The organism is Oceanobacillus neutriphilus (assembly GCF_014645515.1).
Lineage (GTDB): Bacteria > Bacillota > Bacilli > Bacillales > Amphibacillaceae > Oceanobacillus > Oceanobacillus neutriphilus.
In genome coordinates this window covers 231,875-247,845 of the sequence record NZ_BMLW01000008.1, presented here as the reverse complement: position 1 = coordinate 247,845, position 15,971 = coordinate 231,875, and the positions used below count along the sequence as shown (strand labels likewise).

At 37.7% G+C, this 15,971-nt stretch carries 16 protein-coding genes and 6 tRNA genes; 3 read left to right on the top strand and 19 right to left on the bottom strand.

Translation table 11 applies throughout. The features are described from left to right. Window positions 1–141 precede the first annotated feature (141 nt). The 7 genes from IEX29_RS14825 to rpmG all read right to left on the bottom strand — a co-directional run bounded on the left by IEX29_RS14825 (window position 142) and on the right by rpmG (window position 5,829). Window positions 142–1,101 carry an ROK family glucokinase gene (locus IEX29_RS14825; protein WP_188735136.1) on the bottom strand — a complete coding sequence of 320 codons (960 nt, stop codon included), beginning with the start codon at window positions 1,099–1,101 and terminating at the stop codon, window positions 142–144. After that, the gene (locus IEX29_RS14820; protein WP_147210368.1) at window positions 1,094–1,306 is read right to left on the bottom strand and encodes a YqgQ family protein; all 213 of its coding nucleotides are present in this window, start codon (window positions 1,304–1,306) and stop codon (window positions 1,094–1,096) included. The genes IEX29_RS14825 and IEX29_RS14820 overlap by 8 nt, the downstream gene beginning before the upstream one ends. A gap of 68 nt (window positions 1,307–1,374) precedes the next feature. Continuing rightward, complete coding sequence (locus IEX29_RS14815; RefSeq protein ID WP_188735182.1) at window positions 1,375–2,820, bottom strand: spore germination protein; 1,446 nt, start codon at window positions 2,818–2,820, stop codon at window positions 1,375–1,377. Window positions 2,821–2,956: 136 nt separating this feature from the next. Continuing rightward, complete coding sequence (locus tag IEX29_RS14810) at window positions 2,957–4,504, bottom strand: rhomboid family protein (protein WP_188735135.1); 1,548 nt, start codon at window positions 4,502–4,504, stop codon at window positions 2,957–2,959. A gap of 263 nt (window positions 4,505–4,767) precedes the next feature. Further along, a complete protein-coding gene (yqgO, locus tag IEX29_RS14805; protein ID WP_188735134.1) occupies window positions 4,768–4,938 on the bottom strand; it encodes a protein YqgO in 171 nt (56 codons plus the stop codon). Window positions 4,939–5,029: 91 nt separating this feature from the next. Continuing rightward, entirely contained in the window at window positions 5,030–5,608 is a 579-nt protein-coding gene (locus tag IEX29_RS14800) for a 5-formyltetrahydrofolate cyclo-ligase (protein WP_188735133.1), read from the bottom strand. Window positions 5,609–5,679: 71 nt separating this feature from the next. Next, window positions 5,680–5,829, bottom strand: coding sequence for a 50S ribosomal protein L33 (rpmG, locus tag IEX29_RS14795; protein ID WP_017797039.1), 150 nt, complete (start codon window positions 5,827–5,829; stop codon window positions 5,680–5,682). 254 nt (window positions 5,830–6,083) lie between these two features. On the opposite strand from rpmG, the gene IEX29_RS14790 reads away from it, so the two are divergent. After that, window positions 6,084–6,314: a hypothetical protein gene (locus tag IEX29_RS14790; protein WP_188735132.1), complete on the top strand. Its 231-nt coding sequence runs from the start codon at window positions 6,084–6,086 to the stop codon at window positions 6,312–6,314. A gap of 12 nt (window positions 6,315–6,326) precedes the next feature. Next, on the top strand, window positions 6,327–6,941 hold the full coding sequence (locus tag IEX29_RS26760) for an endolytic transglycosylase MltG (RefSeq protein ID WP_229720232.1): 615 nt from the start codon (window positions 6,327–6,329) through the stop codon (window positions 6,939–6,941). A gap of 168 nt (window positions 6,942–7,109) precedes the next feature. On the opposite strand, the gene IEX29_RS14780 is transcribed toward IEX29_RS26760, so the two are convergent. The 11 genes from IEX29_RS14780 to IEX29_RS14730 form a co-directional block, all read right to left on the bottom strand. Further along, window positions 7,110–9,203, bottom strand: coding sequence for a peptidoglycan D,D-transpeptidase FtsI family protein (locus IEX29_RS14780; RefSeq protein ID WP_308423645.1), 2,094 nt, complete (start codon window positions 9,201–9,203; stop codon window positions 7,110–7,112). Window positions 9,204–9,343: 140 nt separating this feature from the next. Continuing rightward, window positions 9,344–10,621, bottom strand: a complete 1,278-nt coding sequence (locus tag IEX29_RS14775; protein ID WP_188735131.1) for an MFS transporter — start codon at window positions 10,619–10,621, stop codon at window positions 9,344–9,346. Between the two features lie 163 nt (window positions 10,622–10,784). Further along, window positions 10,785–11,396 carry a superoxide dismutase SodA gene (gene sodA / locus IEX29_RS14770; protein WP_188735130.1) on the bottom strand — a complete coding sequence of 204 codons (612 nt, stop codon included), beginning with the start codon at window positions 11,394–11,396 and terminating at the stop codon, window positions 10,785–10,787. Between the two features lie 296 nt (window positions 11,397–11,692). Further along, window positions 11,693–11,765, bottom strand: a tRNA-Phe gene (locus IEX29_RS14765). 53 nt (window positions 11,766–11,818) lie between these two features. After that, window positions 11,819–11,911 (bottom strand) — tRNA-Ser (locus IEX29_RS14760). Window positions 11,912–11,923: 12 nt separating this feature from the next. Next, window positions 11,924–12,000: transfer RNA gene (locus IEX29_RS14755), tRNA-Ile, on the bottom strand. A gap of 15 nt (window positions 12,001–12,015) precedes the next feature. Continuing rightward, window positions 12,016–12,091 (bottom strand) — tRNA-His (locus IEX29_RS14750). A 28-nt stretch (window positions 12,092–12,119) separates the two neighbouring features. Continuing rightward, window positions 12,120–12,196: transfer RNA gene (locus tag IEX29_RS14745), tRNA-Met, on the bottom strand. A gap of 1 nt (window position 12,197) precedes the next feature. Next, a tRNA-Asn gene (locus tag IEX29_RS14740) sits at window positions 12,198–12,272 on the bottom strand. Between the two features lie 286 nt (window positions 12,273–12,558). Beyond that, on the bottom strand, window positions 12,559–14,187 hold the full coding sequence (locus tag IEX29_RS14735; RefSeq protein ID WP_188735129.1) for a Na/Pi cotransporter family protein: 1,629 nt from the start codon (window positions 14,185–14,187) through the stop codon (window positions 12,559–12,561). A 264-nt stretch (window positions 14,188–14,451) separates the two neighbouring features. Beyond that, on the bottom strand, window positions 14,452–15,087 hold the full coding sequence (locus IEX29_RS14730) for an NfeD family protein (protein ID WP_188735128.1): 636 nt from the start codon (window positions 15,085–15,087) through the stop codon (window positions 14,452–14,454). An 80-nt stretch (window positions 15,088–15,167) separates the two neighbouring features. On the opposite strand from IEX29_RS14730, the gene yqfZ reads away from it, so the two are divergent. After that, a complete protein-coding gene (gene yqfZ, locus IEX29_RS14725) occupies window positions 15,168–15,491 on the top strand; it encodes a protein YqfZ (RefSeq protein WP_188735127.1) in 324 nt (107 codons plus the stop codon). A gap of 19 nt (window positions 15,492–15,510) precedes the next feature. On the opposite strand, the gene IEX29_RS14720 is transcribed toward yqfZ, so the two are convergent. Beyond that, entirely contained in the window at window positions 15,511–15,879 is a 369-nt protein-coding gene (locus IEX29_RS14720; RefSeq protein WP_188735126.1) for a hypothetical protein, read from the bottom strand. Between the last annotated feature and the right edge of the window lie 92 nt (window positions 15,880–15,971).

Genomic DNA, 15,971 nt, shown 5'->3' with positions numbered 1-15,971 from the left:
AAACCTGCAATTAAAAAATTGTACATCTTGTATAACGGTTTAACAAGAAAAAAGGTTTCACATTTAATCATTTTATTTAATTACCCGTTCATAAATTACTATTTTAGTAGATATTCAAAAAAAATCAAGTCTAAAAATCAATTAACTGTAATTCTCATAAACTAAATATGCTCCTCCAATAATACCTGCATCATTACCAAGCTGGCAAGTTTTAATGGTGCAAACTTCACTCACTTTAGGCAGGGCATGCTTTCTGAAAGCTTTTGTCAAAGCATCAATTAAATAATCTCCGGCATTAGAAACACCGCCGCCAATTAAAATATTGGATGGATTGATAATCATTGACATATTTGCCATTGCTTTCCCTAAAACGTCTGTTGTATATTCAATAATTTCTTTGGAGGCCTGGTCGTCCTGCTTTGCTAATTCAAAAACATTTTGGGCAGAAATACGTCCTTCTGCCTTAAATAACTTTGCCAGCAATGATTCTGGGTTGGTGTGTATCTTCTCCATTGCCTGCCGGACAATTCCTGTTGCAGAAGCAATGGTTTCTAAACAGCCTTTTTTTCCGCAATTACATGGATAGCCATTTTCCATCACTTCAATATGACCTATCTCTCCGGCCATGCCATTAACACCATTTAAAATAGAGCCGTTTGCGATAATCCCGCCGCCGACACCTGTTCCTAATGTAATTGCTATTAAATTCCTGGATTGGTTTCCTGCCCCAACCCAATTTTCTCCTAACACAGCAATATTCGCATCGTTTTCAGCATATACAGGTACTCCAGCCAGTTTTTCAAGTTCTTCCGCCAAGTGCATATCTTTCCACCCGATATTGACCGCTTCCGTAATAATACCTGCATGTGCATCTACAAATCCCGGCGCCCCGACCCCGATTCCTTTTATGGAAGAATGATCTAATGACAATGCCTGTAATTTCGATTCAATACTTTTCCAAATATCAGAAATAATATTTACACCATCGTTTGTTAAATCTGTTGGTATTTCCCACTTCTCCTGAATTTTCCCTTCTTTAGTAATGAATCCAATTTTTACGGTAGTTCCCCCAATATCTACTCCTGCTAATAATTCATTCATTTATTTTCGTCCCCTTTTTATATTCTCGGCTTTCTTTTTTTATGAGCAATACCGCCTGCTGGAATTGCTGACTGCTGATGAATTTCCATTCATACAATTCATTTATTTCCATCATCATTAATTCTAAGTCGCCTAAGCGGTCTGTCGTATAGATAAAAGTTCCAAACTTCATCAGCAACTTCCGTACATCATGTATATTCTGCATGTTATCACCAAAGAGTATTATATCAAATGGGCAATCAAATGGGAAATGAGAATAAGATCCAGATCAAATTAACGATCTGGATCTTTGGGTCGTAATATAGAAGGCCTCAGATGCCTTTCCGGTAATGGGAAGCGGATAAATGTATCGCGCATACTCTTTGCTGAAAACGGCACTAACGGCCAAAAATAAGGCGTTTCAAATGTTCTCATCTTTATTAAAAATAACAGCCATCCAGTTACCCCAATAACATAACCGCTTACGCCAAACAAAGCGGTTGAAAATAATAAAAATAAGCGGGCAAGACGATTTGCCATACTTAATTCATAGCTTGGTGTTGCATAGGAACCGATTGCTGCGGTAGCAATGTATAAGACAACCTCATGCGAAAACCAGCCGACCTGTACAGAAACTTCCCCAATCATAATTGCTGCTACCAGACCAAGGGCTGTTCCAAGTGCAGACGGTGTGTGAATGGATGCCATCCTTAAAACATCCAGCCCCAGTTCTGCAATTAAAAATTGGACCAGTAGCGGGATGACCCCCGCATCCTCCGGTCCTATAAAGGAATATGCAGGCGGCAAAAGCTCTGGCTGAACAGAAAATAAATAATAAAGCGGTAAGAGGACAAGAGAGAGAAATATGGCAATAAATCGAACAATTCGTAAATAAGCTCCAACACTTGGCTTTTGCCGATATTCTTCTGCATGCTGCAGATGCTGCCAGAAAGTTGTCTGTGTAATCATCGCACTTGGTGATCCATCAATAATCAGGACGATATGACCCTCAAAAAGATGGGAAGCAACCGTATCTGGCCGTTCCGTATACCGGACTGCCGGATACGGGTTCCAATAACGATCACTGAAAAATTCTTCGATCGTTTTTTCTGCCATAGGAAGCCCGTCTGTATCTATACCGTCAATCATTTTTTTCAGCTTCTCTACTTGTTTAGAATCCGCTATATCCTCTATATAACTGATAACAACATCTGTTTTAGAACGCCTGCCTACCTGCGTAAACTCCATCCGGAGGGAACGGTCCCTGACCCGCCGTCTTGTCAGTGCCGTATTAAATACCAGCGTTTCCACAAACCCGTCCCGCGGTCCCCGGACCACTCTTTCTAAATCAGGTTCTTCAGGTGATCGTGCCGGGTATGTTCTCGCATCAATAACAATTGCCTTATCTAAGTCTTCTACGAATAAAACCGTTGCTCCCGAAAGAATAAAATCAACTAATTTATCCATATCTTCCAATGCTTCTATTTCTATAAAAGGGATATCTCTTTTCATTAATTTCTGTAATGTATTTGTATCCAGCTCATCTGGGCGCAATCTTTGCAGGGACTGCATGATGAAAAGCATGATATCATCTTTGACAAATCCATCAACCATAAACATAGCCATATCTTTACCTGCATAGTTCAAATCTAAATAAATCAAGTCAAAGCTTTTATCAACCGCTAAATAAGACTTTAAATAAGAAACGTTTGTTTTAAGGCTTGTATCTACCTTTTTCATTTTATCAGTCACTTTTATCACCTTAATACAGTAGGATGTAGATAGTTTATATCACCAGATAAAAACTATACATTCCATTCTTTAAGGTATACAGAAACCAGGCCGCATTTCTGTTTTCCTCAGCCTGGTTTTCATCTTAATATGATTGTAATTCATCTTTTATATTCGATAATTGTTCGTTTCCCGGAAATTGTTCTAATCCTTCATCAATAATGGCTTCAATTTCCGTCGTACTCGCTCCTTGCTGGGAGTATAAAATTGCCAGATTATGATACATTTCGGGTATTCTTTCATCGTATTGAATAGCTGCTTCCAAATCCTCTGTTGCTTTTGCAAATTCCAACTCCTGAATATAAGCGTAAGAGCGGTGGAAAAGAAGATAAGGTATCAAATCTGAATCACCCGTTTCATCAAGTGCTTCCGTTGTTACGGAAATAACCTCACTAAAATTCTCTTCCTCTATGAGAGCTTCTGCTTCAATTAATTTCATTTCCGGAGATGATGAATTAAAAGACCATCCATAAATGAATAATCCGATACTGAGAATGATAAAACCGATAACCCCCAGCAGCTGATTCTTTTGATTTTTTTTATTTGGAACATAAACGGCAGCAGCAATTAAAAATCCTCCGGCTAATCCGCCAAGATGTGCTCCCATATCAATTTCAGGAACAGTGAATCCAAGCAGCAGATTCACTCCTAAAATAAGAATGATATTCATACCCATTGTTTGAAAGAATATTTGCTTATAGATAAGTCCGAATAATAGAAGTGCGCCAAACAACGCAAATATTGCACCTGATGCGCCTACGGATACATTGATTGAAGTGGCAAAGCTTGCAATAGAACCTGCCAGGCCGCCAAGGAAATAGATAAAGAGGAACCGGGTTCTCCCGAATATCCGTTCAATCGCAGTTCCCAGATAATACAGAGCAAGCATATTCATAATCAGATGAATAAAGTTAAGATGTAAAAACATCGAGCTGAAGAATCTCCACCATTCCCCCTCCATCACAAGGAGGTTAAAGTTTGCTCCCATATCAATTAAATGCTGTGTATTTTCCATATCCCCTTTTGTGATTTGAAGAATAAAAATAACTATATTTAAAGCGATTAATATGTATGTGAACAGTGGGGTGGAAAATGAAAATATTTTTTTGCGGTTCTCCTGCTCTTCCTTGATTTTTCGGAACAGCGTATTTTTCATTTGATTTGCTGCTTCCTCTTTTTCCGTATCATCTAAATCTCTTCTATCTTCTCCGGCCAACGACATATTTAAATCGTGGCTCAAGAGGCTGATCTCGTTTTCTTCATCTTCTCTATCAAGATAATATATGTGCATTCTCGGTGACTTCTTATTTCCTTCACCAAACGGTTTTTTCAACTCTTCCCATTCATCAACCGGATGTTCTTCAGCTATGTATATTAAATATAGTTCCGTATTAACGCTTGCGATAGCTTGTCTTATCCGCTGCATTTGCTGATAAGCAATCTGCGAATCCTGCCGTAATTGATTAGCCCAATCAAAGGTTTGCGGTTTTACACGAATAATATCGGATTTTCTGCCGGCTTTCCGTTCCATCCAGATTTCATCCGTTCTATAGTCACCTGCAATAATCCGGCATCCTTGCTCTGTTAATTTTCTTACCAGTTCATACGTTCTATATTGCATATGTACGTCCATAAATCACCCTCCCCTCTTTGAAGCATACCAAATGTTTCTAATTATGTGCAACTATGATAAAACGGCATAGACGCCAGCAGAGTGTTTTTATTTGCCCATTATCGAGAATGGCAGCTGCCCGGTCCGTAAAAATTGGTGGAGCCGGGACCGGCCTTTGATTAATCGCCCTATTAAGGAGGTTATTTATACTCTCTATTTATTGTTGACAGCAAAGAGGGAATATTTTATTATCAGCAGAGTCTTTCGTAAAGAATTTAACTTATTTAAACCGCTTCCTTTTTCTTTTTCCATAAAATAACATTAGCTATAATTGGAACTAAATACTTTCTTCCCTGCTTCCAATTTAAAAAACCGTTTAAAATCCGGTACTTCCATTTCATAAAAATAAAAATAATGGATAAAACCATCGCTGCAGTAAAGAACATACGCATCATCTTTCTTACCTCCCTTTTGATAATTAGTGTGCTTAAAGACGCTTCTACATCAATTATTTTCAACGAAGGAAGAAATCTTATACATAAGAGTTTAGATATTTTGTTCTGACGTATGTATAATGCGTTCTTCTGTAATAATTTGTTGTACAGACAGATCATAGTTTTCCCGGGGAATTTGCTGGACTAATTGCCGTTCACTGCATAGTGAAATGGTGACCCCTGCATAATCAGCAAGCATTCTGTCATAATATCCGCCGCCATAGCCAATACGGTAACCATACCTGTCAAAAATCACTCCTGGAACAATTAATAAATCGATATCTGAAGACGGAATTTGTTTTGTTTTTTCCGGAATCGGCTCTTTTATTCCTGCATAGCCATTCTGAATTTGATTTTGCTGATTCCAGGCATAGTAGTACATTTCTTTTGTTTTCACTATACATTTTGGTGAGGCGATAACCTTTCCTTCTTTCCAAGCCTTTTCAATGATTGGATAAGTATCCCATTCTATTTCTGTAGATATGGTAATGCCTATTGTCGCAGCATTTTGAAATACCGGAGTTGTAAATAATTGCTTCTGCTGTCCTGCCTCTACTTTTTTCCGGTCAAGATTCGACAAAAGGCTTAATTCTTTCAGCATTTTTTGCCGTAAGATTTTTTTCTCTGACATATGATATTTTCACCTCTGCCTGCAAAAAAACTCTTATCCAACGAACATCAGATAAGAGTTTTCATGATTGCTTATTTTGTTTCACGGTGTAGGGTATGTTTTTTAAGACGTGGTGAGTATTTCATAAGCTCAATACGCTCAGGATTTGTACGTTTGTTTTTTGTAGAAATATAATTACGATCTCCTGTTTCCGTGCAAGCTAACGTTATATTTACGCGCATATCTATCCCTCCAAACTTTTCAACTTGCCTTTTTACATAACTGTACAGACTTTAATTATATTATCAAAGTTTCTACTATTTATCAAGAAAGATTATAGCAAAACATAATAAAACTTTTCATCCCTCGTTTTATCAGGGTTAAAGCAGTCCCCTGTCATGATTTATCATGCTTTTAGCATAGTCACTTCTTTTAATTTATGGTATAACTATAAATGATACATAAAGTGTGTGCTCATAAAGGGAGGGAAATAAAAATGCTATATGCCATTTTGGCAGTTGTCGTAATAGGGATTGTTCTATTTATTCTATCATTCTTTATTAACGACCGTCTGGAAGAAGTGGAAAGCCAGCTTGAACAATTATCTATTACAACGATGCAAGATACATATCAGTTGAAGAAGAAGGTTTCTGTTTTAGAAGAAGAATTATTGCCTCAAAACATATCTGATGATGCAGAACCGTCTCATTCTAAAAATAATAATTAGAGGAGTATTATCATGAAACAACATGTTAGAGCGTTTGCTGTCGGTTTGTTGACAAGCGGTGTCCTGCTTCTCGCTATATATTTTTTTGGTAATCATTCTTCGGACAGCCTGGAGGATATGGAGCCGGATGAATTGATTTCTGCTCTGGAAAATCAAGGGTATGCTGTATTGACACAGGACGAATATATCGCATATAGCGTGAATAGAGAAGCTGCTGAAGAGGAAGATTCTGATGGAAATGCAGAAGATGACTCTGAAGCCGATAATGATGCAGATGAATCAGATTCAAATAAGGATTCTGATAAAAATAAAGACAAAGACAACGATGATGAAAATAGTAATGATGAAGAAGGCAATAAAGACGCTGATGATGAAGGTAATGAAGATGAAGAATCCTCGGAAGACTCTGATGTAGTTGACGTTGAAATCACATTAGAAAATGGTGCGCCGCCTTCCAACATCAGTGATGCTTTAGAAGACGCCGGGATTATTGATGATGCAAGAGAGTTTAATGACTTCCTGGAAGATAATGATTTAAGCGGCAGCGTAAAACCGGGAACTTATGAAGTGGACAGTGAAATGTCTTTCGAAGAAATTGGAGATATTATTACTACCTATTCAGAATAAATATGATTTGATTAAAAAATGAGCAGCTCCGGATTGAGCAGCTCATTTTTTTCTTGTGTAAAATCTTTGGAAGTCTTATAGCTAAAACTAATTACAGCAAATAAACCTTGTACATAGAAAAAACTTCCACCTAAATAAAAAGGTGGAAGTCTCCTGTTTTTCTTCACTTTAATCATCAGAATCAGCTGCTTCTTCATCATGATCTTCTTTAATATCGAAGTAGGCATCTAAAATCCTGGAAGCAATTTTACCATTGACCCCGTTCCCTTTACTTATTCCTACACTTGGAACAACAACCGCAAAAGCAACCTCCGGGTCGTCAAATGGCGCATAGCCGACCATTGTCAGGTTATTGAGATCAGCCAGTTTCTGCCCATTTTCATAAACGGAAGTCTGGGCTGTACCTGTTTTCCCGGCTGGATTATATGATTTTTTGTTAAAATATTGATACCCTGTTCCTCCCTGTTCTTGAAACACGCGACGGAAGCCCTCTTGCACCCGGCTAATTTGATCATTTGTCATATTAATCCGGTTCATTACCGTTGTATTTTTTGAATAATACAATGGCCCAAGCTCATCTAAAGAAGCAATGGGATCACGGGCCTCTTTTAAAAAGTGTGGCTGAACACGGTAACCGTCATTGGCAATGGTGGATACGTATTGTGCGAGCTGCAGCGTAGTATACGTATCATACTGTCCAATGGCAAAGTCAAGAATATTACCAGGATTTTCAGGCGTTTCCCCTCTTACCCCTGTACTTTCATAAGGAAAATCAATTCCTGTTGATGCGCCTAATCCAAATTGATTGAAATAATTTTGTAAGGTCTGCAAGGTCTCAGCCTTATTTATATTCAAATTAGCATTTTTAGGTAATGGATAACGGTAATCTCCGCCCATTCGCAAAGCGATATAGAACATATAAACGTTGGAAGAGCGTTTCAATGCATCCAGGTCATCTACACTCCCCAAAGGCGAAACAGATTTCTTAAGTTGACCTCCGCCCAGTGTTATTGGGGCATCATAGAAAGATGTTCCCGGCGAAATAACATCTGCATCATATCCTGCCAGAACAGTAGCGCCTTTAATACTTGAACCGGGTTCTGTCGCATTGGATAAAGCCATTAAGGAAGAACTATTAAATTCGTTTTTTTCCTTATCATAATTTACACCGGAAACAGCAAGAAGCTCTCCTGTTTTCGGATTCATCACAACAGCATACGCATTTGTTAAATAACGGTTGTCATAAGGACTGCTAGCTTTTGCTGCTTTTAATTCCTCTAAGACAATTTTATCGACTTCCTCCTGAAATTCTAAGTCTGTTGTTAAAACTAAATCCTTGCCCCGTTCTCCTTCAACGACGGTCTCGGAGCCGATAATTGTTCCATTCTGGCGTGTCGTATATTGAATCTGCTCTTTTCTTCCGCGCAGAAAGTCTTCATATTGCTCTTCCAGACCGCTTCTGCCGACACGATCATTTCTGCTGTAGCCCTTCGTCAGGTAAGCACTCATGTCCTCGGCCGGAATCCCCTGCTCCTGACTGGAAATCTTGCCTAAAATACTTGATAATGTATCTCCATTCGGGTACACACGATTCCAATCTGTTGTTGCATTAATCCCGGGAAGCTCATCCAGATGCTCAGCAACCGTGGCATACTCTTCTGCTGATACTCCTTCATTTTTAACTACCTGCGGCGTCAAAGCATATGCTTTATCCAGCTCTTTTTTGGTTGCTATAATTTCTAATTCCTCATCGGAAAAATCTGCAATTTCTTCATCTGTAATTAACTCCAGCGTGGCAGCATATTCCTCGGAAGTATCCATTTCCTCTGTATCCATTTTTTCCAGCCGTTCTTCTATTTCTTCTTGATGCAGTAATAAATAATACTCTCTTTTATCTCTATCTGTTATTCGATCGATTTTTTTCTTATCACTCATATCGATGAATTTAACTAAGGTTTCAGCTACCTCCAGACGGTCTTTTGCCTGAACATCTTTAGGAGGCGTGTATGTAATGGAATACATAGCTTCATTATCTACTATAATTTTCCCATTCCTGTCATAAATTTTTCCCCGGGGTACCGGCACACTTGTCGTGTCTAAATTCGTTCTCTCAATTTCTTCCTGATAAGATTCCCCGTTTAAAATTTGAACAACACCTAGCTGAAGTATGAGTGCAGAAAATAATAAGAAGATGGCAAAGAAAAGGATATTCATACGAATAGGAAGCTGGGCCCGTTTTTTCTTTTTCTTCTTGTCTACCACTTTGCTCCCCCTTTACATATATTTTGGCCATACATGGCATTCGATTTTATGATTTGTTTAAAAAGCAAAAAATGGGAATGATGTCTGCGCATCTTTTTAAACATTTCAGTTATCAATACTACTGTTTGATTTTATCACACTTAACGACTTTTTTCGTCCGTGAAATCTTCTTTTAATGCTATTTTTTGTTTTTTTGTTGGTCCGATAAAAATATTGCGGATACAAAAATAAATAATCGCATGTCCTGCTCCAAAAATAACCAGTAATATTGGAATAATCATATCATGAGGGAATAAAAACATCCCGAATATAAACACCATAATCGAAACAATTCTTCCTAGGTTTAAATAAATCTCCCGGACAACAATATACTCCACCCGTCTTTCTTCTACCATACGGGCTCTGCCAATCACATCATAAGTAAGTGATTCATACGGTACAGTTAAAATTGGAAATGCGATGCCAATAATTACTGCGTATATAATTAACCAAAAAAGACTCATTTCAAAAATAATAATAAAAATGGAGGCAAACAGCAGGATACCGCCAAATAAAATTGCTTTTTTTCTTAAAGACGGTTTAATCCATTTTAAAGCAACAAAATAAAAGACGATGGATAAGCCTGAAAGAAATAAATTAAAAACCCCTAAAACAAGCTCACTGTTTGTAACAAGGAAAATCCAAATAGTAATATAAAAACCATAAATCCCTTCCCTTAATCCTTGAAAAAAATGAGCATGTAAAATACGTTTCCAATTTTTATTTCTCTTTCTTTCATTGATGACAGCAGCTAAAGCAAAGCTCCCACTGCTCCCCTTACGTATGATGAAAAAGCTGGCAACAATTGCTGCAATGAATAAGCTTAAGGAAATAATAAAAATAGCCGTATAACCAACATCACCGGCCATTTTTGAAATCATCCATCCTGCCAGTAAAGGTCCGATCATGCCCGCAAATGATGTCAGAGTGCCTGAAATACCATTAAACCAATCCCTTGTATCAGGCTCTGTAATTTCAAAAGTCAGCAGATAGTATGCCAGCCAGAAAAATCCATAGCCTATTCCCAGTAAGCAGCCGAGAATAAAATTATAATATGCTGCCAGTTCACCGATCCAAAGAACAAATAAGAAAAAGAAACATAAAAAAAGGATACCGATTCTCAATATAATGATGCGGTCTATTTTTTTTGATAATTTTCCTGCGTAAATAAATGACAATGCTTGAAATACATAGCTCGCTAAATGATAATTAGCAATCACAAAAAAGTCTCCGGATTGCTTCCACAAATACACATTTACAAAAGTATTTGATAAAAAGATTCCTGCAGCATACAATGCTCCAATCAACAGGAGCATCCATAAGTCTCTGTATTCATCCTTTTGATTTTTATATCTTCTATATTGCTGATGTAATTGCATAAGAAAACGACTCCTTCTTCTTTTATTTTTAGCGAAGGAATCGTATCTATACAAAAAAGCTTACAGAAACAAAAAGTTCTGTAAGCTTTTTTTAATTATAAAGCATGTCCAAAAAGTTATTATACATAAAAGCATAAACGCTTTTTGAACATCCTCTTATTTATTATTTCGCAGCTTTGTAATTGTTAGCTACCTGATCCCAGTTTACTACATTCCAGAATGCTGAAATATATTCAGGGCGTTTATTTTGATATTTAAGATAGTATGCATGCTCCCATACATCCAGTCCTAATAATGGTGTTTTACCTTCTGTTAATGGTGAATCCTGGTTTGGTGTACTTGTAATTTCAAGCTCGCCATTGTTTAATACCAGCCATGCCCAGCCAGAACCAAAGCGCCCTGCTGCTGCAGCTGCAAATTCTTCTTTAAATTTGTCTAAAGATCCGAATTTGCTGTTGATTTTATCAGCCAGTTCTCCTGCTGGTTCCCCGCCGCCATTTGGTGACAGTGTCTTCCAGAAAAAGCTGTGGTTAGCATGTCCGCCGCCATTGTTGCGCACTGCTGTACGAATGCTTTCAGGTACGGAATTCAAATCAGTTACAAGCTCTTCTACTGATTTATTTTGCAGATCTTCATGCCCTTCCAGTGCATCATTTAATTTTGTAACGTAGGTGTTGTGATGCTTCGTATGATGAATATTCATTGTTTCTTTATCGATAGTTGGTTCCAACGCATCGTATGCATAAGGTAATTCCGGTAATTCAAATTTTGCCATGTGTAACTCCTCCTCTAAATAAATGATGTTTTTTTAAGATCTTCACTTATTAAGGTATCAAAGGAAAGTATTTCTTGCAAATATTTTGCACTCACACGTATCGTTGATTCCTTTTAAAATAGCAGTTTAAAAAATGAGGTGTTTCTATTTTTGAATTAAGTCAACTTTTTTGCCCTAAAGAACTATTCCTATACAACCTATTTTTCTTCACCAACTCAGTCGACGACTATTTCAACAAAGGAAAAAAGAGGATTAAAAAAGAGCACAAAAAAACAAGCTATGCGCTTGTTTTTGGATGGCTCGGGACGGAATCGAACCGCCGACACAAGGATTTTCAGTCCTCTGCTCTACCGACTGAGCTACCAAGCCATGTAATGGAGCTTTATATAAAAGCTCTTCATTATTCTTTTTTTAAATATGTATGGAGGAGGTAGAGGGATTCGAACCCCCGCGCGGTTTGACCCGCCTGTCGGTTTTCAAGACCGATCCCTTCAGCCGGACTTGGGTATACCTCCGGAAAGAATAAATGGTGGACCCTGCAGGACTCGAACCTGCGACCGATCGGTTATGAGCCGATAGCTCTAACCAACTGAGCTAAGGGTCCTTTTACTATTTTTAATGGGGCGACCGGTGGGGATCGAACCCACGTATGCCGGAGCCACAATCCGGTGCGTTAACCACTTCGCCACGACCGCCATGTAATAGTAACGTATGTATGATTTTTGGTAGCGGCGGAGGGGATCGAACCCCCGACCTCACGGGTATGAACCGTACGCTCTCGCCAGCTGAGCTACACCGCCATGGCTCCACAGGTAGGATTCGAACCTACGACCGATCGGTTAACAGCCGATTGCTCTACCACTGAGCTACTGTGGAATAATGTTTTTTAATTAGCAACAAAATATAATTTATCATGTTATGTAGATTATGTCAACAACTTTTTTTGCGGTCTTGCAAAAGTTTTTATCAGAAGTTGACTGCAAGAATTATAATAGCACGTAATATAACATATTTCAATAAAAACTTTTAAAACTTATATAATTTCTTGTGGTTAATGGCAAATTAAGCTGTTTTTTCGCATGAATTCCATTAAATTCATCCATTTAACAAAGACTCTATCTGATGAAAATAAACAGACAGAGTCTTTTATGCAAGTTAATAATTAATGCTCTTCTAAAACATTTTGTGCAATATTTACAGCGTGATCACCAATTCTTTCTAAATTACTTAGAACATCTACAAAAACGATACCTGCTGTTCCATTACAAATCCCTTCATTCATACGAATGATATGATTTTTACGGAATTTACGTTCCATTTTGTCAATCTGGTCTTCTTTTTGTATGACTTCTAGAGCTGCTTCCTTGTCATTCATTTCTAAGGATTCCACAGCCTGTTTAACTGTCATATAAGTTAAATCAAACATTTTGTTCAAGTCTTCAATAGCTTGCTCTGTCAGCGAAACTTTATTTGACATTTTATAGTCAACTAACTCAATTACATTTTCAAAGTGGTCGCCGATCCGTTCAATATCCCGGATAGTGCTCATTAATCCGGTATGCACTACACTCTCAGGTTCTGTCAGATTGGTAGAAGCGATGTCCACTAAATACTCGGTAATTTTACGATCCAGGTTATTTAGAGCCCCTTCAATTTGCAGGGCTGTCTCTGAACTCTTCGGATTTTGTGTAGTGATATAATCATGTGTTTCTTCCAATCCCTGATACGCATACTTTCCCATACGGACTACTTCTAATTTAGCCTGGGAAAGTGCCAGGGAAGAAGACTGCTGAAGGAAAATTGAATCTAAATGCTTCGGCTTGTATTCAATAACTACATCATCTCCCGGCACCAGTTTAGTAATCAGCCATGCGAGGGCACCGATAAACGGAAACTGAATAATTGTATTTGCTATATTATAACTGCCATGGGCAAAAGCAATTGTCATTTCCTTATTGAGATTTAATGCTGTTTCTAAATAACTGATAAAGCTTGTAAATGGGTAGAGCAGTATTATAAAAATAATTGCACCAATCAAGTTAAAAGTTACATGTGTATAAGCAGCACGTTTAGCGGCAACAGAAGTTCCAATACTAGCTATAACTGCTGTAATCGTTGTACCAATATTATCACCAAATAATACTGGAATAGCTGCATCCAGTTCGATTGCTCCTTGTGCAAATAGCCCCTGCAAAATACCGATGGTTGCTGTCGAGCTTTGGACAATTACAGTAAAGACTGTACCAATTACAACCCCCAGGATCGGCGTATTACTCATTGTAACCGTCAGTTCATGAAAGGCATCTAATGAACGGAGTGGTGTCATTCCACTGCTCATTAATTCGAGCCCGAAAAATAAAGAACCAAATCCAAATAGTGCTTGTCCCACAGCTACAATTCTTTGTTTTTTAAAGAAGAAAATAGTGAAGGCACCGATTGCTAAAATAAGTAACGAATATTCTCCAATATCAATCCCAATAATAAACGCTGTCGCAGTAGTACCAATATTGGCACCCATTATAACTCCAATAGCCTGTCTGAGTGTCATAAATCCTGCGTTTACAAGCCCAACTGTCAAAACAGTAGTTCCTGAACTGCTTTGAATAAGTACTGTTACAAGGATACCAGCAAGAACGCCTAAAAAAGGATTGCTGGTAAACCGGTCTAAAATATCACGTAATCGGTCCCCAGCAGATTTTTGAAGGCCATCCCCCATCATTTTAATCCCCATAAGGAATATACCGATTCCTCCAATAAATTCAATAATTAACTTTTGAACATCAATATCCACGTAAACTTCATCCCTTCTACCTCTTATGTAATCTTTTGTAGAAATTTGCGCCTCATTCATTATTGATGATTCTAAAGAGATTGTAAACATGTATTAAGAAAACTTTACATACATTTAATATTTGTTTTACATTCCATTAAAAAAGGATGCTTAGTTTATGTTTTATTCATGAAAATATGTATAATACTAGAAATAATTGCATATAAATAAAGGATTCAACTCCATTTTTATGAAGCGAATCCTTTTTCAGAGATTTCTATTAATTTAATCTTCCTGCAGTTCTTCTATACGAACACTCGTGCCATCTACTGCAACTATTTTAATTGGTGTGCCTTTTTTAATCCAGCGCCCTCCGGAAACAGCGCTGTAATGTTTTTTATTTACTTCAATTGTGCCGGAAGGTCTAAAGTCTGTCAGCGCAACTCCTTCTTCTCCTAATAGAGCCTCGTACTCTGCACTGAGCGAATTATAGCCCTCTTCTTTTGTCAGCCGGTCAACTAAGGCAATTTTCGTCCACATCTCTCTCCGTTTAAATACCTTTAAAAATACTAAAGAAGAAAAAGCGCCGACAATGATACTGATTACCGCATAAAGACCGTTCGCAATAGTTGGCTGCGGCATTGCAACAGCAACTATCATTAAAACCAGTCCTATTGTTGCCAGTGTTCCATCATTAATTACTTTTCCATCAATAATAATCAGTAATATTCCTAAAAAGTAGATAATAAACATCAGTAAGACCGAATTGGTTTCCGTATACACCGTAAAATAAACCGTAATAAATCCTAATCCCAACACGCCAAAAATTCCGCGCATATTTACGAATATTTCTCCTAATATAAATAAGGTTCCGAAAAATAAAGCCAGGAATCCAATCCATTGTAATTCAACTATGTCCATATGCTTCACACCCTCTCATTGTCCTATTACTATATGTACGTATGAATGAAATAATTAGTTTCACAAAAGGAGATTTTTTTATGGGTTTTTTACGTAGAATTTCCCTGATTACTCTTATTATATTAGTTGCTGTAAGTATTTTTCAAGACTTAGCCCATTCTGGCAGCGGAATCTCCTTGTCAAATAAAGCTGATTCAGAATTGCCGCCGTTTGAAGCAGTTCCCGTTAAAGTAAAGCCGGGAGATACCGTATTGAGCATTACAGAAGAAATTCAGACTGCATCTACGTATACCGCAGCAATCGATATTGTTTTGGAAGCTTTTGAATCCTTAAATCCAAATACTTCTCCAGGTAACATTCAAATTCATGAAATATATTACTTTCCACTGTTTCAAGAGAAATAAAAAAAGGCTGAAATTCAGCCTAAGAAAGAAATGGAATAAAGAAAAACGCAGAAATCAGTGAAAGAATTCCAGCTATAATACCAATGATACCCAGTGTATTTGTTCCTCTGCTCCGCGCTACGAAACCAAATACAATACTGGCAGCTCCCAGAATAACCGGCCAGGTAAAGAAAGAAATAATAGCCAAAATAATACTGCCCCAACCATACAAGGTTCCTGGGTTAAAGCCCTTTTCCTCTTCAAAATCCGGCAATTCAGAATCGGTAAGCTCCGCTGAAAATTCCTCCATTCGTTTACTGTCTAATTCATTATTTATATGCCCATGCTCTGGTCCTTGCCCATGATTTGGTGCTTCTTGTACTTGTTTGTCCTGGTCTTTATCATTCATGTAATAAACTCCTTACTTTTAGAGGATGCTCTAAGAGTTAAGTAAAATATTTCTTGAGCATACACTTTTAGATTTATGTGATTAGTTTACGG